Source organism: Pseudomonas sp. Root71 (assembly GCF_001429045.1).
GTDB lineage: Bacteria > Pseudomonadota > Gammaproteobacteria > Pseudomonadales > Pseudomonadaceae > Aquipseudomonas > Aquipseudomonas monachiensis.
The window spans coordinates 414,919-432,702 of record NZ_LMHY01000001.1 but is presented as its reverse complement, the minus strand read 5'-3'; the positions used below and the strand labels follow the sequence as shown (position 1 = coordinate 432,702).

Below are 17,784 nucleotides of genomic sequence, written 5' to 3'. Positions count from 1 at the left end.
TCATGGATGCTGAACAAAGCGAGTCAATCCACTTTTGGCAAACCCCGCCACTGGCCGGGGTCGAGTTGTTGTCCGCCCGCTACATCGATCATCGCTTTGCCCCCCATGTGCATGACGGCTATGTGATCGGCATGATCATGGCCGGCGCCCAGCGTTATCGCTATCGCGGCGCCGAACACCTGGCGGGTAGCGGCACGCTGGTGCTGATCAACCCCGATGAACTGCACACCGGCCACAAAGGCACCGAGGATGGCTGGCTGTACCGGGCGTTTTATCCAGACAGCGGGCAGATAACTTCGCTACTGGCCGAACTCGAACTGCCGACCCATCACTTGCCGGCGTTCGGCGCCACGCTGTATCGCGATCGGGATCTGGTGAACGGTTTCTGCCAGCTTCACCGTTTACTGGAAAGCCCCGCCACCGCATTGCAGCAACAAACGGTCTGGCGCGAACTGATGCTGTCGCTGTTGCAGCGTCATGCGGCGGTTCCGAACGCTGGAAAACCCGGGAAAGAACACCGGGCGGTGACATTGGCCAAGGAACTGCTGCACGCACAACTGGCAGAACCACCCTCCCTGGAGGCGCTGGCGGCGGCGGTCAACCTCTCGCCATTCCATTTCGCCCGGGTGTTCCGTCGGGCCACCGGTATGCCGCCACACACCTGGCTGATGCAACAACGCATCGCCCGGGCGCGGGCCTTGCTGCAAAGTGGTTGTTTGCCGCTGGAAGTTGCGATGCAACTGGGGTTTGCCGACCAGAGCCATCTGAGCCGACAGTTCAAGCAGGTGTATGGGGTTGGACCGGGGGCGTATCGCAGTGCAAAGCGGGGACTTGAGGCTTAACGAGGTCTCACAAACACCATCCATCCCTGTGGGAGCGAGCTTGCTCGCGATGGCGGCTTAACAATCAGCATCAATATTGAATGTAATGGCCCCATCGCGAGCAAGCTCGCTCCCACAAGGTTTCGTGGCGCTCATTCGCCGGTGGCGATGCCCCGCGCAGGCTCATTGATCCACTCGCTCCACGACCCGGCATACAACGAACCCAACGGATAACCGGCCAGACACAGCGCAAACAGGTTGTGGCACGCCGTCACACCGGAACCGCAATACGCTACAAGATCACTCGGTGAGCGATCGCCCAATTTCGCGGCGAAGCGCTGCTTGAGCTGATCGGCTGGCAGGAAGCGCCCGTCACTGTCCAGGTTGTCGGTAAACGCCGCACACTGGGCACCGGGAATGTGCCCGGCAACCGGATCGATTGGTTCCATTTCACCCTTGAAACGCGGGAGTGCGCGGGCATCGAGCAGGGTCAGTTCCGGCCGTGCAAGGCGCTTTTGCAGCTGCTCGGCACTGATCAGCAACGCCGTGTCAGGACTGCCGGTGAAGGAACCTGGGGTGATCACCGGCGCATCCAGACTCAGCGGCAAACCGGCCGCGTGCCAGGCCTTGAGACCGCCATCGAGGATGAATACACCGTCGCGCTTGCCCAGCCATGCCAGCAACCACCAGGCCCGCGCCGCATAGGCGCCCGGACCGTCGTCATACAGAACCACTTCGCTATCGGCATTGATGCCCCAGGCTTGCAGGCGCTCGATCAGTTGCGCCGGCTCGGGCAACGGATGACGCCCGGTCACGCCCTTGACCACGGCACCACTCAGATCACGCTCGAGGTCGGCATAGCTCGAACCGGCGATGTGCCCTTCGGCATAGCTGCGCTGACCGTAATCCGGGTCTTCGAGGGCAAAACGACAATCCAGAATCACCAGCCCCGGCTGGTCCTTTTTCAGGTCCAGTGCTTGCGGGCTGATCAGTTGCGCAATGGGCATAGCGGGCTCCTGTGATTAAGTCGGCCTTGATCCTACTGTACTTCTTCCAGTGCCTGGGCGAGGGGCACATAAAACTCTTCGAACAAGGCGCTGACCGCATCGCGGGCCTCATCCGTGACGAACCCGGCTTCCAGCACCAGCACCTGATACACCCCGCGTTTAATGGCCTGTTCGCTCAAGTGGCTGGAGTTCTCCCGCGTGGTGCACAGGAAGCGCACCCAGGACGTGAGGATGATCCAGGCATTGAGCGTCAGGGACTCGATCTGCACCTTGTCCATCTTCAGGATGCCGGCGGCGACGAAACCTTCGTAGATCGCCGAACCCTGGATCAGGCAGCGCTGGGAGAACCGTCGATAGCGGTCGGCAAGGTCCGGATCGCTGTCGAGCAGATGCTCGAGATCGCGATGCAGAAACCGGTAGCGCCACATCGCCGACAGCAGCTCCTTGAGGTAGAAGCGTTTGTCTTCCACCGTGGCGGCGCGGCCCTGGGGCGGGCGCAGGAAGCTGTCCACCAGGCTTTCGTACTCGCTGAACAGCACGGCGATGATCGCCTGCTTGTTCGGGAAGTGGTAGTACAGGTTGCCCGGGGAAATTTCCATGTGGGCAGCAATGTGGTTGGTGCTGATGCTGCGCTCGCCCTGCTGATTGAACAGCTCCAGGCTGTTCTGCACGATGCGCTCGCTGGTTTTGATCCGTGGGGCCATGGCTTGAGCTTTAATTCAGAGTGCGTTGACGGGCATCTTAGATCTATCCGCGAGCGGATAAAACCAAGCTGTTCCAGGATGTCATTTGACTTTTTAGAGCATAGACTCTAAAAAGTGCTTCATTACAATAAATCCGGAGCCGACCATGACTGCTGAAATTTCCTACCTGCAGAACCTACAGCAGCCGCTGGAAGAGCTTCAGGCCCTGTTCGACGCACAGCGTGCCGCCTACGCCGCCAACCCGATGCCACCGGCCGCGCAGCGCCAGCAATGGCTCAAGGCACTAAAGGATTTATTGAACAATGAACGCCAGGCCCTGATCGATGCGATCAGCCAGGACTTCAGCCATCGCAGCGCCGATGAAACCCTGCTCGCCGAACTGATGCCCAGCCTGCACGGCATCCATTACGCCAGCAAACACCTCAAGGGCTGGATGCGCGCCTCGCGACGCAAGGTGGGCGCCGCCTTCCAGCCGGCTTCGGCCAAAGTGGTTTACCAACCGCTGGGCGTGGTCGGGGTCATCGTGCCGTGGAACTATCCGCTGTACCTGGCCATCGGACCGTTGGTCGGCGCGCTGTCGGCGGGCAATCGGGTAATGCTCAAACTCAGTGAGTCGACCCCCGCGACCGGCTTGCTGATGAAGCAACTGCTGGCGCGAATCTTCCCCGAAGACCTGGTTTGCGTGGTCCTGGGCGAGGCGGATATGGGCGTGGCGTTTTCACGCCTGCCGTTTGATCACCTGCTGTTCACCGGCGCCACCAGCATTGGCAAACACGTGATGCGCGCCGCTGCGGAAAACCTGACCCCGGTGACCCTGGAACTGGGCGGCAAGTCCCCGGCCATTGTTTCTCACGACGTGCCGCTCAAGGACGCCGCCGAGCGCATCGCCTTCGGCAAGACCCTGAATGCCGGCCAGACCTGCGTGGCCCCTGACTATGTGCTGGTGCCGGAGGATCGCGTCGGAAGTTTCGTCGAAGCCTATCGCACAGCCGTCCGCGGGTTCTATCCGACGCTGGCCGACAACCCGGACTACACCGCGATCATCAATGAGCGACAACTGGCGCGTCTCAACGGTTACGTCAGCGACGCCACCAGCAAGGGTGCGCTGCTGATGCCGCTGTTCGACCAGGGCCAGGGCCGCCGCATGGGCCATAGCCTGCTGCTCAACGTCACGGACGAGATGACGGTGATGCAGGACGAAATCTTCGGGCCACTGCTGCCGATCGTGCCGTACAAGGATCTGGACCAGGCATTTGCCTACATCAACCAGCGCCCTCGCCCACTGGCGCTGTATTACTTCGGCTACGACAAGCGCGAACAACAGCGCGTGCTGCACGAAACCCATTCCGGCGGCGTGTGCCTGAACGACACCCTGCTGCACGTCGCCCAGGACGACATGCCGTTTGGCGGCATCGGTGCCTCGGGCATGGGCCACTACCACGGCCATGAAGGCTTCCTGACCTTCAGCAAGGCCAAAGGCGTGTTGATCAAACAACGGTTCAACGCCGCGAAGTTGATCTACCCGCCGTACGGCAAGTCGATTCAGAAGCTGATCCAGAAGCTGTTCATCCGCTAACGATCATCACCGTCAGGTAATAACAATAATGATCCCCAGCCTGTCCGATACACCCGCGCTGTCACGGCGCGGGCTGCTTAAATTCAGCCTCGGCGCCACAGCTTTCCTTGCCACCGCCGGGCTCGGAGCCAGCCTCAGCGGTTGCTCGTCGAGCGTTCCGGCCAATGGTTTTGTCACGTTGCGCAGCGGCGACCTGCTGTTCTTGCGGGCATTGATTCCGGTCATGCTCGAGGGTGCCGTGACCACCGAACGGATGCCCGAGGCTGTCGAGGGCACACTGAAAAGCCTGGACTACAACCTCGCCCACCTGTCGCCGGAGATGCTCAAGCTGACCCAGCAACTGTTCGATGTGCTGGGCATGGCCGTGACCCGCGGACCGCTGACCGGGATCTGGGGCAGCTGGGAAAATGCCAGGGCCGATGATATCCGGCAGTTTCTGAACCGCTGGGAAAACAGCTCGTTGAGCCTGTTGCGCATGGGCCACAGTTCCTTGCTGCAGCTGGTGATGATGGCCTGGTACGGCCGCAAGGAATCGTGGGCGCATTGCGGGTATCCCGGGCCACCCACCGTTTAAAACTCTGCACATAACCTGTGGGAGCGTGGCTTGCCCGCGATGGCGCCAGTCGCCACACCACCGCATCCAAAATAATAAAGAGAACCTGAAAGATGCCCGTACCCGATCCGTTCCGCGAAGGCATGGCCCGAGGCTGGAAAACCTACAACGGCTCGCAACTGACCCAGGACCTGACGCTCGAAGCGGACGTGGCGATCATCGGCAGTGGTGCCGGCGGCGGCACCACCGCCGAAATCCTCAGTGCCGCCGGCTACAAGGTGCTGCTGATCGAGGAAGGCCCGCTCAAGACCAGCAGCGACTTCAAGCTGCTGGAAGACCAGGCCTACGCCAGCCTTTACCAGGAAGGCATCGGCCGCATGAGCAAGGACGGCGCGATCACCATCCTCCAGGGCCGGGCAGTGGGCGGTACCACGCTGATCAACTGGACGTCCAGTTTCCGCACTCCGGAGCCGACCCTGGAACACTGGGCCAAAGAGCACAACGTCAAGGGCCACAGCCCGGCGGAAATGGCGCCGTGGTTCGAGAAAATGGAGCAACGCCTGGGCGTCGCGCCGTGGATGGTGCCACCCAACGCCAACAACGATGTGATCCGCAAGGGCTGCGAAGCACTGAATTACTCATGGCACGTCATCCCGCGCAACGTTCGCGGCTGCTGGAACCTCGGCTACTGCGGCATGGGCTGCCCGACCAACGCCAAGCAATCGATGATGGTCACCACCATTCCAGCAACCCTGGAAAAAGGCGGCGAGCTGCTTTACCTGGCCCGCGCCGAAAAACTCAACATCAGCGGCGACAAGGTCATCGGCCTGCAATGTTCGGCGATGGATGAACGCTGCGTCGCACCGACCGGACGCACCATCACGGTCAAGGCGCGGCATTTCGTGCTGGCCGGTGGCGGCATCAACAGCCCGGCCCTGCTGATGCGTTCCGGAGCACCCGATCCGCACAAGCGCCTGGGCAAACGCACATTCCTGCACCCGGTGAACATGTCCGCTGCGTTGTTCGACGAAGTGGTCAACCCTTTCTACGGCGCGCCGCAGTCGATCTATTCCGACCATTTCCAGTGGCAGGACGGCACCACGGGCAAGATGTCCTACAAACTGGAAGTCCCGCCCCTGCATCCGGCGCTGGCCACGACACTGCTCGGTGGTTTCGGCCAGGAAAACTCGCAGCACATGGCCAATCTGGCCCATACCCACGCCATGCTGGCGTTGCTGCGGGACGGTTTTCACCCGGACAGCCCCGGTGGCAGCGTCGAATTGCGCAGCGATGACACGCCGGTGCTGGATTACCAGCTATCACCCTACGCCTGGGATGGATTGCGTCGGGCGTTCCATACCATGGCCGAGATCCAGTTTGCCGGTGGCGCCAAGGCCGTGATGCCGATGCACGCCGACGCCCGCTACGTGAAGACCCTCGCCGAAGCGCGCACGCTGATCGACAGCCTGAGCCTGGAGTTGTATCGCACACGCCTGGGCAGTGCCCATGTGATGGGCGGTTGCGCCATGGGAGAAGACCCGACAATCGCGGTGACCGACAGCCTCGGCCGACATCACCAACTGGGCAATCTGTCGATTCACGACGGCTCGCTGTTCCCCACCAGCATTGGCGCCAATCCGCAGTTGTCGGTCTACGGACTGACGGCACAACTGGCGACTTCCCTGGCCGAACGTTTAAAAAATCCATGAAAATGACGAATATTCCCATCGTCTATAGTGCTTTCTTACCCAACAGGCGACTTGGCCGACCGGGAAGGCTGCGATACCATCCGACTCCCCAACGGATTCCCGCCAGGACGACGCGATGAACCGAGTGTTGTACCCAGGTACCTTCGACCCTATTACCAAGGGCCATGGCGATCTGGTCGAACGCGCCTCGCGCCTGTTCGATCACGTGATCATCGCCGTCGCCGCGAGCCCGAAGAAAAACCCGCTGTTTCCTCTGGAACAACGGGTAGAACTGGCGCGCGAGGTCACTAAACATCTGCCGAACGTTGAAGTCGTCGGCTTCTCGACGCTGTTGGCGCACTTCGCCAAAGAGAAGAACGCCAATGTGTTCCTGCGTGGTTTGCGTGCGGTGTCGGACTTCGAATACGAATTCCAGCTGGCCAACATGAACCGCCAGTTGGCGCCGGACGTGGAAAGCCTGTTCCTGACCCCGTCCGAGCGTTATTCGTTCATTTCCTCGACGCTGGTCCGTGAAATTGCAGCCTTGGGCGGCGATATCACCAAGTTCGTGCACCCTGTGGTGGCGGATGCACTGACCGAACGCTTCAAGAAGTAGGAGCTGGCGCAGACTGCGGTCTTTTCAGCTTTCGCAGCCTGCACCTTTCTGCACTTGATCGCGCCCGCGTGCACTGCGGGCGCCAATGCGGCACAATTGTGCGCATTGGTTTATTGCGCCCGGGCTTGCCGCCCTGGCTGGAGTTAGCATGTCCCTGATCATCACCGACGATTGCATCAACTGCGACGTCTGCGAACCCGAGTGCCCGAACGCCGCCATTTCCCAAGGCGAAGAGATCTACGTGATCGACCCGAACCTGTGCACCCAGTGTGTCGGCCACTACGACGAACCGCAGTGCCAGCAGGTTTGCCCGGTGGATTGCATTCCACTGGACGAAGCTCATCCGGAGACTGAAGAGCAGTTGATGGAGAAGTACCGGAAAATTACCGGGAAGGCTTAAGCCATTCGGCGCCTGTCAGGCCGCCTTCGCGAGCAAGCCCGCTCCCACATTTGGAATGCATTCCCCTGTGGGAGCGGGCTTGCTCGCGAAGGCGTCATCAGCCTCACTGAAAATCTAACTGACGTATCAGCTCTGACAACGCGGGCAAAACACGCTGGCGCGCTGCCCGAGCTTCACTTCCCGCAAGCCCGTGCCACAGACCTTGCAGTGTTCACTGCCACGGCCGTACACGAACAGTTCCTGCTGGAAATAACCAGGCTGACCGTCACCGCCGATAAAGTCCCGCAACGTTGTACCGCCGCGCTCGATGGCGGCGACCAGGATGCGCTTGATCTCGATGGCCAGCTTCAAGTAACGCGCACGGGAAATGCTCTTGGCTTCGCGGCGCGGATCGATCCCGGCGGCGAACAACGCTTCAGTCGCGTAGATATTGCCCACGCCCACCACCACCGCGTTGTCCATGATGAACGGCTTGACCGCCATCGAACGTCCGCGGGACTGCTGGAACAGACGCTCGCCGTCGAACAGGTCGGTCAGTGGCTCAGGGCCCAGGCGGATCAGCAATTCGTGATTGAACGGGTCGAGGCTCCAGAGCATTGCGCCGAAGCGTCGCGGGTCGGTGTAACGCAGGGCCAGGCCCGACTCCAGTTCGATGTCCACATGCTCATGCTTGACCGCCGGCAGTCCGGCTTCCACCAGCCGCAAATTGCCTGACATACCCAAATGGCTGATCAAGGTGCCGACTTCGGCATTGATCAGCAGGTACTTGGCGCGTCGTTCCACCAGCACGATACGCTGTCCGGACAACCGCACATCGAGGTCTTCGGGAATTGGCCAGCGCAAGCGCCGGTCACGCACGATCACCCGGCTGACACGCTGACCCTCCAGGTACGGCGCGATGCCGCGACGGGTGGTTTCGACTTCTGGCAATTCAGGCATGGTGCTCTCGGCTCAGGCGCATGGCCTGGAAGGTTCCGACACTCAGCGATGAGTGCCGAGGTCGCGGATCGTCTGCTTGAGGGTCTCGAAGTCGTAGTCCGAGAGGCCGACATAATCGAGCACCAGCGGCGCGATGCTGTTCCACTCGTGATCTTCGGTCTGATTGCCCAGCACGCGGTACGACGCGCAAATGTGCTCGGCCATCTTCAGGATCGCCAACAGGTTCTTCAACGAACTGTTGCGCGAAGATTCATCGCTGAAGATCGCCAGGGCATTGTGGTGATTGGCGATCGCCGCGCTCACGTGTTCCGGCAGGCGCCAGGACTTGGCCGTGTAATACCCGACCACCGAGTGATTGGTATTGAACACCTGGTTCTCCGTGTCCACCACCCGGCATTCGGCGCTGGCGTTGGCATAGGCCTGCTCCAGAACGCCCATGTAGTCGGGGAAGCGCTGGAGCATCAAGGGCACGCCGCAGTCGTGGAACAGGCCCAGGGCATAGGCTTCATCGCCGTTCTCTATGCCGATGCGCTTGGCCAGGGTCAGGCAGGTCATGGCCACGTCCTGAGCGGTGTCCCAGAAACGGTTCAGGGTGACAATGGTGTCGTCATTCATCTCGCCCTTGATCGACTGCGCATTGATCAGGTTGATGACCGAACGGCTGCCCAGCAGATTCACCGCGCGCTGGATCGAAGCAATCTTGTTGCTCAACCCGTAATACGGTGAATTGACGATCTTCAGCAGGGAACCGGAAAGGCCCGGATCCTGGGAGATCAGTTTGGCAATGACTTCCAGATCCGGGTCGGGCATGTACTGCTCCATCTGCAAATCCACCATGATTTGCGGCTGGGCCGGTACGCTGATGCCCTGCAGGGCTTGTTGGATCTGTTCGGAAGTCAGCTCTTGGGACATTTGTGCACACTCTGGGTCAGACGGTGATTCTAACCTTTATGAAGTTGGATCCGACATACCAAATCGCATGACAACCCTCGCCACATGTCCACTTGCAGGCCAATCCGGGGTCCCAACACGCTATACTCCCGCTTTTTTTCCGGAGCGACGACATGTCCCTGCCTAGCCTGCGCCTCAAAGCCAACGCCGACCGTCGTCTGCGCAACGGTCACTTGTGGGTCTACAGCAACGAAATCGATGTAGCCGCTACGCCTTTGCACGGTTTCAAGGCCGGCGACCAGGCGATCCTCGAAGCCGCCGGCGGCAAGCCGCTGGGCATCGTTGCCATGAGCCCGAACAACCTGATCTGCGCCCGTGTGCTGTCGCGCGACATCAAGTTGCCGCTGGACAAGTCGCTGCTGGTGCATCGCCTGAACGTAGCCCTGTCCCTGCGTGATCGTCTGTTCGACAAGCCGTTCTACCGCCTGGTCTACGGTGATTCCGACCTGCTGCCAGGCCTGGTGGTCGACCGTTTCGGCGACATCCTGGTGGTACAGATCGCCTCGGCGACCATGGAAGCCCATAAAGACGACGTGATTGCAGCGCTGACCCAAGTGCTCAAGCCGAGCGGCATCCTGTTCAAGAACGACTCCGCTGCCCGTGACGCCGAAGGCCTCACCCGCTACGTAGAAACCGTATTCGGCCTGGTGCCGGAGTGGGTTGCCCTCGAAGAGAACGGCGTGAAATTCGAAGCCCCGGTCATCCAGGGTCAAAAAACCGGCTGGTTCTACGACCACCGCATGAACCGCGCACGCCTGGCGCCGTACGCCAAAGGCAAACGCGTGCTCGACCTCTACAGCTACATCGGCGGCTGGGGCGTGCAGGCTGCCGCGTTCGGCGCCAGTGAAGTGTTCTGCGTCGACGCTTCGGCCTTCGCCCTCGACGGTGTCGAGCGCAACGCCGCGCTGAACGGCTTCGCCGAGAAAATGACCTGCATCGAAGGCGACGTGTTCGAAGCCCTCAAAGAGCTGAAAGCCAGCGAGGAACGCTTCGACGTGATCGTGGCCGACCCGCCGGCGTTCATCAAGCGCAAGAAAGACATGAAGAACGGCGAAGGCGCCTACCGCCGCCTGAACGAACAAGCCATGCGCCTGCTCACCAAGGACGGCATCCTGGTCAGCGCATCGTGCTCGATGCACCTGCCGGAAGACGACCTGCAGAACATTCTGCTGACCAGCGCCCGTCACCTGGACCGCAACATTCAGATACTGGAACGTGGTGGTCAAGGTCCGGATCATCCAGTGCACCCGGCCATTGCCGAGACGCGGTACATCAAGAGCATTACTTGCCGGTTGTTGCCTAACAGCTAACCAAAACCTGCGTGCAGGAGCGAGTCAGCTCGCTCCTACAACAGTTTCAGAAAAGTCCCGCGCCACCGGCATTGACTTGCAACCGCATCAAATCAACTCTCGTCTCCCCCTTCACGGACCGAGCGCGTTGATTGATGACCAACACCCTGCATGCCAAAGAAAAGTCGTCGTTCATCCTGCTGCTGATGGCCATGACGCTGCTCGCCGTTTTCCCTCTCGACGTGGTCCTTCCCTCCTTCCCCGCCCTTTCCGACCACTTTCGTACCACACCTTCCGATATCGCCCTATCCGTCAGCATCTTTGCCATCGGCCTGGCGTGCTCACTGCTGCTGATCGGGCCGTTGTCCGACATGTTCGGCCGCAAAAAGCTGTTACTGGGGGGGATGGCACTTGCCGCGGTGGGAGCAACAGGTTGCCTGTTCGCCACCGATTTCACCTGGTTTTTGGGCTTTCGAGTGGTTCAGGCAGTGGGCTGCGGATCGTTTGCCTTGTCTCAGGCATTGATCCAGGATCTGTTCAGCGGCCGCGAGCTGGAACGACTGCGCATCTGGACGACGACCGCCGGCGGGATTTTCATCTCCAGTTCTCCGCTGATGGGTACATGGTTGCAGTTGCATCTGGATTGGCAGGGCAGCTTTTATGTATTCATCACCCTGGCAGCCATTGTCTGGCTGAGATCGTGGTTCCTGCTAAAAGAAAGCCGAAGTAGCGAGCGGCAGTCCCGGCGATTTTTCGGCGCGTACTGGATGCTCCTTTCCGACATCCGATTTACCGGCTACTGGTTGATCTCTGCCCTCGCCTTCGCCTGCCATTTTTCGTTCATCGTCATTTCGCCGATCATTTTCATGGAACACCTGGACCTTTCGGCCTATCAGTTCGCCTGGGCGCTGTTGCTGTATGGCTCGGCTTATGTAATCGGCGGGGTTGTTGCGAGCATCCTGCATCGCCATCTGGAAGGCTCCACGCAAATCATCACAGGCCTGGGCCTGATCGCCCTGTCGGGACTGGTGATGCTCTGGCTGAACCTGCAATTCGGCCTGTCCGCCGCAACGGTGCTGATCCCCATGCTGATCTGCACTGCCGGCACCACCATTTCCCGGCCCATCGCCAACTCCAGGGCAATGGGCCTCTACCCGCAACATGCCGGTACCGCGACTTCTGCCGGCAGTCTGTTTATTTTCATGTGTGGCGGCCTGATCAGTGCCGTGATCAACATGGCCAGTGATCACCTGATTACTGCCCTTGCAGTGTGCTTTTTGATTCTGAGTGCCATGGGGGCAGGGCTGAACACTGTGATCAGTCAGCGCCACCCGATCAGCGAGGCATGACGCCGAGAGTTTGCCCACACGTCATGTGAACGCTCTCTCCATGCTTGCGAGCATTCCCTCCAGCCGCCAGCCGTGTAGAATCGCGAACATTCATCGCCAGTCATCCCCGGCGGGTTTATGAGCTCAAGCTGAAGCGCGCGGCGATCCCGCAAAGTTATCGGCAACTTCCGGACACGCGGCCATTTCTGAGTGTTCCAGACGTCAATAGAAGCTCACTTCCCTTTTGATACCTGATTAGCCGCCCGGAGTGCTTCATGCCTGATTACCGCTCGAAAACATCCACCCACGGCCGCAACATGGCCGGTGCCCGCGCACTGTGGCGCGCCACGGGGATGAAAGATGACGACTTCAAGAAGCCGATCATCGCCATTGCCAACTCGTTCACCCAGTTCGTACCGGGTCACGTACACCTCAAGGACCTGGGCCAACTGGTCGCCCGCGAGATCGAACGCGCCGGCGGCGTGGCGAAGGAATTCAACACCATCGCTGTCGATGACGGCATCGCCATGGGCCACGACGGCATGCTCTATTCGCTGCCGAGCCGCGAGATCATCGCCGACTCCGTCGAGTACATGGTCAACGCCCACTGCGCCGACGCGATCGTGTGCATCTCCAACTGCGACAAGATCACCCCCGGCATGTTGATGGCGTCCCTGCGCCTGAACATCCCGGTGATCTTCGTATCCGGCGGCCCGATGGAAGCCGGCAAGACCAAACTTGCCTCCCACGGCCTCGACCTGGTCGACGCCATGGTGATCGCCGCCGACTCCAGCGCTTCTGACGAGAAAGTCGCCGAGTACGAGCGCAGCGCATGCCCGACCTGCGGTTCGTGCTCCGGCATGTTCACCGCCAACTCGATGAACTGCCTGGTCGAAGCCCTGGGTCTGGCATTGCCGGGCAACGGTTCGACCCTGGCCACCCACAGCGACCGCGAGCAGCTGTTCCTGCAGGCCGGCCGCACCATCGTCGAGCTGTGCAAGCGTTACTACGGCGAGAATGACGAGTCGGTACTGCCGCGCAACATCGCCAACTTCCAGGCGTTCGAAAACGCCATGACCCTGGACATCGCCATGGGCGGTTCCACCAACACCATCCTGCACTTGCTGGCCGCTGCCCAGGAAGCCGAGATCGATTTCGACCTGCGCGACATCGACCGTCTGTCCCGTCACGTGCCGCAACTGTGCAAGGTCGCGCCGAACATCCAGAAGTACCACATGGAAGACGTGCACCGTGCCGGCGGGATTTTCAGCATCCTCGGTTCGCTGGCCCGTGGCGGCTTGCTGCATACCCAGCTGCCGACCGTGCACAGCCGCAGCATGGAAGAAGCCATCGCCAAGTGGGACATCACCCAGACCACCGACGAAGCCGTGCACCACTTCTTCAAGGCCGGTCCTGCGGGCATCCCGACGCAAACCGCGTTCAGCCAGTCGACCCGCTGGGAAACCCTGGACGACGACCGTGAAAACGGCTGCATCCGCAGTGTCGAGCACGCGTACTCGCAAGAAGGCGGCCTGGCCGTTCTCTACGGCAACATCGCTCTTGACGGTTGCGTGGTGAAAACCGCTGGTGTCGACGAGTCGATCCACGTGTTCGAAGGCAACGCCAAGATCTTCGAAAGCCAGGACAGTGCCGTGCGCGGCATCCTCGCCGATGAAGTGAAGGAAGGCGACATCGTCATCATTCGCTACGAAGGCCCGAAAGGCGGCCCGGGCATGCAGGAAATGCTCTACCCGACTTCGTACCTGAAATCCAAAGGCCTGGGCAAAGCCTGTGCCCTGCTCACCGACGGTCGTTTCTCCGGCGGCACCTCGGGCCTGTCCATCGGCCACGCTTCGCCTGAAGCGGCTGCCGGCGGCGCGATCGGCCTGGTGCAGGACGGCGACAAAGTGCTGATCGACATTCCAAACCGCTCGATCAACCTGTTGGTCAGCGACGAAGAACTGGCTGCACGCCGGGTCGAGCAGGACAAGAAAGGCTGGAAGCCGGTGGAAGTGCGTCCACGCAAAGTGACCACCGCGTTGAAGGCCTACGCCCTGCTGGCGACCAGCGCCGACAAGGGTGCTGTGCGTAACAAGGCGATGCTTGACGGGCTGTAAGCGTTAACCGTCGAACATGAAAATGCCCCGCCAAGTGCGGGGCATTTTTGTTTACGCCGATCCCCTGTAGGAGCGAGCCTGCTCGCGATGAACGTAAAGACACCGCGCTAAATCAGGAAGCACGCGTCATCGTTAACGACCATCGCGAGCAGGCTCGCTCCTACAGTGGGCGAGTGGGCCTCACATCGATCAGTCCTGCGGGTCGAGGTTATCCAACGCCTGATTCACCGCCAGCTCGCCCAACATGATCACCTGCGCAATCCCCAGCATTGTGCTGCGTTGCGAGCCTTCCAGCAGTCCGGCGAAATCGCTGGCCATGACATTGGCCGAGGCGAGGGATTCGCAGGCGTGGGCCAACAGGGTTTCGGTGTCGAGGCCGGGGGCGATCACGAATGTTCGGCTGGGTTTGCGCGGGGTGGTGTTGATGTGGGCGCAGAGGTTGTTGGAATCGGGAGGATCGGGGGTGATTTTCAGCATTGATGGAACTCCGGGTGAGAAAAAAGGAGCCATCACCCTCGCTACCAAACGATGGGTGGCGGCCACACGCAGGTTGGTAGACCGGTCACCAGGAACCCGGCGCGTCCGAAGATGCCCTGCGCATGGCCACCATATGAGCAGAGACAGAAACGACCCCTGCTAAGGGTGGCGCAATGCGCCGAGGTGAACACGGGCTACCAAACCCGATCACTGATGTTCAGTGACACGGAAACGATAGAAGCCGCCCCTCAGGCGCACAAGCCGGCGGATTCTGGCGTAGTCGTAGGCCGCTACGCAAGAATGCGTAGGTTGCGACTGTAAGGAGATGTCGTTCGAGCGGAGGCTTTCATTGCACCGATTGGCCCCATCGCGAGCAAGCTCGCTCCCACAGGGGATCTTCGGTGTTCACACAATTTCCGTGTCACCTGAGATCTTTGTAGGAGCGAGCTTGCTCGCGATGGATGAAAGGACGACGCGCTGCACCAGAAAGCACGCGTCATCGTTAACGACCATCGCGAGCAAGCTCGCTCCTACAATAGTTGCACCCGGTCTTACTGGATATCTTCCGGCTTGACGATCACCCAGTTCTTGTCAGCCGTCACCGTCAAGCCTTCCTTGGCCTGGGCCGCGGCGTTCTTGGCCATCATGCCCTGGATCTGGGTCATGTACTTGTCCTTGCGGTTGACCCACAGGTGGATGCCGCCCTTGGCCACATCAACACTATGGAACAGCATGTAGCCGTCGCTGCTAGGGGTATCGCCGCCAACCAGCACCGGTTTTTTCCACTCGTCGATGTAGGTCAGGATTGCCGCCTGCTTGCCGGCCATCCAGGTTGCCGGGGTCCACAGGTACGGGGTCAGTTCGAGGCCGAGGTTGGCCTTCTCGTCATACTTGCCGGCGGTGACCTGCTTGCGCGCGGTAGTCAGCTCGCCAGTTTTCGGGTCCTTGAGCAGCAGCGACACGCCGATCACGTTCTGCGGCTTGACGTTGTAGCCGTACTTCGGATCGGACGCGACCATGCGCACCAGCTCTTCGGAGGCGGCGGTCATCACGTAGACCTCGATGCCGTTCTCCATCAGCTTGTTGTAGAGCTCTTGCTGGCCAGTGAAGATCTTCGGCGGGTTGACGTCGAGTTTCTTGACCACGTCGCCTTCGTAATAGGTGGCCGGCACCGGTTTGCCCGACGCCATCATCTCGTCGACGTAGCCCTTGAGCTCCTTGAGCGTAAAGCCGGAGAACACCTGGGCGACCCATGGATAGCAGACCATGTCGTCGACTTCGCAGAGGCGGTAGTAGTAGCTGAACAGGCTTTCCTTGTGGTCGGCGGTGTCCTTGAACGGCATCAGTTTCAGGGAGGGATCGAGCTTGTCGCGGGTGATCAGGCCCTTGTTCTCCATGAACGGCAGCAACGACTCTTCGAGGTCGTAGCGGTAACTGGTGTTGTCCATGTCGAACACCGCGTAGTTACCCTTGTTGGCGTTGGCGGCGATCATCGCCTCCAGCGCCTTGGCCTGATCGGCGGGCCAGTGTTTCAGATCCGTTGCAAGCACCTGGCCGGCAAGGCCCAGGCAAAGTGCTGCAGCCAGCAATTTCGGTGCGAACTTCATTGGCATGCTTCCCTTATAAAAAGACCCTGAATAAAGGAGATCGACGCTAACAAATAAGTGTGACAGTCCCCGTCTGTCAGCGACCGCCTGCGTCCCTTTCGCGCCAGCTGCATTTCTGACAGCGACATCCGCTTATTCCAAAAACGACGGAAACCATGCGTTTTTGATATTAATTCATTAGTTTTCAAGCTGTTAGGCTTGCCGGTTCGCAGCTGTCCTGGAAGGCAGTTGGCAAAAGTCTAATGGGAGTTCCAATGAATCTGCCGCTGATTCTCAATCTGCTGGTGTTCCTCGCCCTGCTCCTTGGCTTGGCGCAAACCCGCCACACCACCTGGAGCCTGGCGAAAAAAGTCCTGCTCGCACTGGTGCTGGGCGTGGCGTTCGGCGTGGCCTTGCACACCGTTTACGGTGCCGGCAACCCGGTCCTCAAAACCTCGATCGGCTGGTTCGATCTGGTGGGCAACGGTTATGTGCAACTGCTGCAAATGATCGTGATCCCGCTGGTGTTCGCCTCGATCCTCAGCGCCGTGGCCCGCCTGCACAACGCCTCATCGCTGGGCAAGATCGGCTTCCTGACCATCGGCACGCTGCTGTTCACCACGGCCATCGCGGCCTTGATCGGCATCGGTCTGACCAACCTGTTCGGCCTGACCGCCGAAGGCCTGGTGGCCGGTACCCAGGAAATGGCGCGCCTGCAAACCATCCAGACCGACTACGCCGGCAAGGTCGCCGACCTGAATGTGCCGCAACTGTTGCTGTCGTTCATTCCGCAAAACCCGTTCGCCGATCTGGCGCGGGCCAAGCCGACGTCGATCATCAGCGTGGTGATCTTCGCGGCGTTCCTCGGTGTCGCGGCCCTGCAGTTGCTCAAGGATGATGCTGACAAAGGTCAGAAAGTGATCAACGCCATCGACACCCTGCAAGCCTGGGTGATGCGTCTGGTGCGCCTGGTGATGAAGCTGACCCCGTACGGTGTGCTGGCGCTGATGACCAAAGTGGTCGCCGGTTCGAACCTGCAAGACATCATCAAGCTCGGCAGTTTCGTGGTGGTGTCCTACATCGGCCTGGGCCTGGTGTTCGTGGTACATGGCGTGCTGGTGTCGGCCGCCGGGATCAATCCGCTACGCTTCTTCCGCAAGATCTGGCCGGTGCTGACGTTTGCCTTCACCAGCCGTTCGAGCGCTGCGACGATTCCATTGAGCATCGAAGCGCAGACCAGTCGCCTGGGTATCCCGCAGTCCATCGCCAGTTTCGCCGCTTCGTTTGGCGCAACCATTGGCCAGAACGGTTGCGCCGGCCTGTACCCGGCGATGTTGGCGGTGATGGTGGCGCCGACCGTGGGCATCAACCCGCTGGACCCACTGTGGATCGCGACGCTGGTGGCGATTGTCACGCTGAGTTCGGCCGGTGTGGCCGGGGTTGGCGGCGGTGCGACCTTTGCGGCGTTGATCGTGTTGCCGGCGATGGGCTTGCCAGTGTCACTGGTGGCGTTGCTGATTTCGGTCGAGCCGCTGATTGATATGGGGCGTACGGCGTTGAACGTCAGTGGCTCGATGACGGCGGGGGCGATTACCAGTCAGGTGATGCAGCAGACTGATAAAGAATTGCTGGATGCGGATGAGCATTCGGAGTTGGCTCACGCGTAGGAGCTGCCGCAGGCTGCGATCTTTTCGTGGCAAAGAAAGATCAAAAGATCGCAGGCTTCGCCAGC

At 60.4% G+C, this 17,784-nt stretch carries 16 protein-coding genes; 10 read left to right on the top strand and 6 right to left on the bottom strand.

Going from position 1 to position 17,784, the window contains the following annotated elements; all coding sequences use genetic code 11:
• The first annotated feature begins 2 nt into the window (after positions 1 to 2).
• Complete coding sequence (locus ASD95_RS02050) at positions 3 to 842, top strand: AraC family transcriptional regulator (RefSeq protein WP_056726470.1); 840 nt, start codon at positions 3 to 5, stop codon at positions 840 to 842.
• Positions 843 to 973: 131 nt separating this feature from the next.
• Here the strand turns inward: ASD95_RS02050 and ASD95_RS02045 are convergent, their stop codons facing one another.
• Positions 974 to 1,828: a sulfurtransferase gene (locus tag ASD95_RS02045; protein ID WP_056726469.1), complete on the bottom strand. Its 855-nt coding sequence runs from the start codon at positions 1,826 to 1,828 to the stop codon at positions 974 to 976.
• Positions 1,829 to 1,860: 32 nt separating this feature from the next.
• The gene (locus ASD95_RS02040; protein ID WP_008048320.1) at positions 1,861 to 2,532 is read right to left on the bottom strand and encodes a TetR/AcrR family transcriptional regulator; all 672 of its coding nucleotides are present in this window, start codon (positions 2,530 to 2,532) and stop codon (positions 1,861 to 1,863) included.
• A 145-nt stretch (positions 2,533 to 2,677) separates the two neighbouring features.
• Between ASD95_RS02040 and ASD95_RS02035 the strand changes: the two genes are divergently transcribed.
• The 5 genes from ASD95_RS02035 to ASD95_RS02015 all read left to right on the top strand — a co-directional run bounded on the left by ASD95_RS02035 (position 2,678) and on the right by ASD95_RS02015 (position 7,365).
• Positions 2,678 to 4,108 carry a coniferyl aldehyde dehydrogenase gene (locus tag ASD95_RS02035; RefSeq protein ID WP_056726468.1) on the top strand — a complete coding sequence of 477 codons (1,431 nt, stop codon included), beginning with the start codon at positions 2,678 to 2,680 and terminating at the stop codon, positions 4,106 to 4,108.
• 28 nt (positions 4,109 to 4,136) lie between these two features.
• Positions 4,137 to 4,682 carry a hypothetical protein gene (locus ASD95_RS02030; RefSeq protein WP_056726467.1) on the top strand — a complete coding sequence of 182 codons (546 nt, stop codon included), beginning with the start codon at positions 4,137 to 4,139 and terminating at the stop codon, positions 4,680 to 4,682.
• A 92-nt stretch (positions 4,683 to 4,774) separates the two neighbouring features.
• Complete coding sequence (locus ASD95_RS02025; protein WP_056726466.1) at positions 4,775 to 6,370, top strand: GMC family oxidoreductase; 1,596 nt, start codon at positions 4,775 to 4,777, stop codon at positions 6,368 to 6,370.
• A gap of 115 nt (positions 6,371 to 6,485) precedes the next feature.
• Positions 6,486 to 6,965, top strand: a complete 480-nt coding sequence (gene coaD, locus ASD95_RS02020) for a pantetheine-phosphate adenylyltransferase (protein WP_046039203.1) — start codon at positions 6,486 to 6,488, stop codon at positions 6,963 to 6,965.
• A gap of 148 nt (positions 6,966 to 7,113) precedes the next feature.
• Positions 7,114 to 7,365 (top strand): YfhL family 4Fe-4S dicluster ferredoxin, encoded by a 252-nt coding sequence (locus ASD95_RS02015; protein ID WP_003195146.1) that lies wholly within the window; start codon positions 7,114 to 7,116, stop codon positions 7,363 to 7,365.
• A 126-nt stretch (positions 7,366 to 7,491) separates the two neighbouring features.
• Here ASD95_RS02015 and mutM read toward each other — a convergent pair whose 3' ends face one another.
• Complete coding sequence (mutM, locus tag ASD95_RS02010; protein WP_056726465.1) at positions 7,492 to 8,304, bottom strand: bifunctional DNA-formamidopyrimidine glycosylase/DNA-(apurinic or apyrimidinic site) lyase; 813 nt, start codon at positions 8,302 to 8,304, stop codon at positions 7,492 to 7,494.
• Positions 8,305 to 8,346: 42 nt separating this feature from the next.
• A complete protein-coding gene (locus ASD95_RS02005) occupies positions 8,347 to 9,216 on the bottom strand; it encodes an HDOD domain-containing protein (RefSeq protein ID WP_056726464.1) in 870 nt (289 codons plus the stop codon).
• A gap of 152 nt (positions 9,217 to 9,368) precedes the next feature.
• On the opposite strand from ASD95_RS02005, the gene ASD95_RS02000 reads away from it, so the two are divergent.
• The 3 genes from ASD95_RS02000 to ilvD all read left to right on the top strand — a co-directional run bounded on the left by ASD95_RS02000 (position 9,369) and on the right by ilvD (position 13,989).
• Positions 9,369 to 10,565 (top strand): class I SAM-dependent rRNA methyltransferase, encoded by a 1,197-nt coding sequence (locus tag ASD95_RS02000; RefSeq protein WP_046039197.1) that lies wholly within the window; start codon positions 9,369 to 9,371, stop codon positions 10,563 to 10,565.
• A gap of 134 nt (positions 10,566 to 10,699) precedes the next feature.
• Positions 10,700 to 11,893: an MFS transporter gene (locus ASD95_RS01995; protein ID WP_056726463.1), complete on the top strand. Its 1,194-nt coding sequence runs from the start codon at positions 10,700 to 10,702 to the stop codon at positions 11,891 to 11,893.
• 254 nt (positions 11,894 to 12,147) lie between these two features.
• Positions 12,148 to 13,989 carry a dihydroxy-acid dehydratase gene (gene ilvD, locus ASD95_RS01990; RefSeq protein ID WP_056726462.1) on the top strand — a complete coding sequence of 614 codons (1,842 nt, stop codon included), beginning with the start codon at positions 12,148 to 12,150 and terminating at the stop codon, positions 13,987 to 13,989.
• Positions 13,990 to 14,178: 189 nt separating this feature from the next.
• Here the strand turns inward: ilvD and ASD95_RS01985 are convergent, their stop codons facing one another.
• Both ASD95_RS01985 and ASD95_RS01980 read right to left on the bottom strand, forming a co-directional pair.
• Positions 14,179 to 14,466, bottom strand: coding sequence for a DUF6124 family protein (locus tag ASD95_RS01985; protein ID WP_056726461.1), 288 nt, complete (start codon positions 14,464 to 14,466; stop codon positions 14,179 to 14,181).
• Between the two features lie 551 nt (positions 14,467 to 15,017).
• Entirely contained in the window at positions 15,018 to 16,073 is a 1,056-nt protein-coding gene (locus ASD95_RS01980; RefSeq protein ID WP_056726460.1) for a phosphorylcholine phosphatase, read from the bottom strand.
• A gap of 254 nt (positions 16,074 to 16,327) precedes the next feature.
• Here ASD95_RS01980 and ASD95_RS01975 point away from each other — a divergent pair, with 254 nt between their 5' ends.
• Positions 16,328 to 17,719 carry an L-cystine transporter gene (locus ASD95_RS01975; protein WP_056726459.1) on the top strand — a complete coding sequence of 464 codons (1,392 nt, stop codon included), beginning with the start codon at positions 16,328 to 16,330 and terminating at the stop codon, positions 17,717 to 17,719.
• Positions 17,720 to 17,784 lie beyond the last annotated feature (65 nt).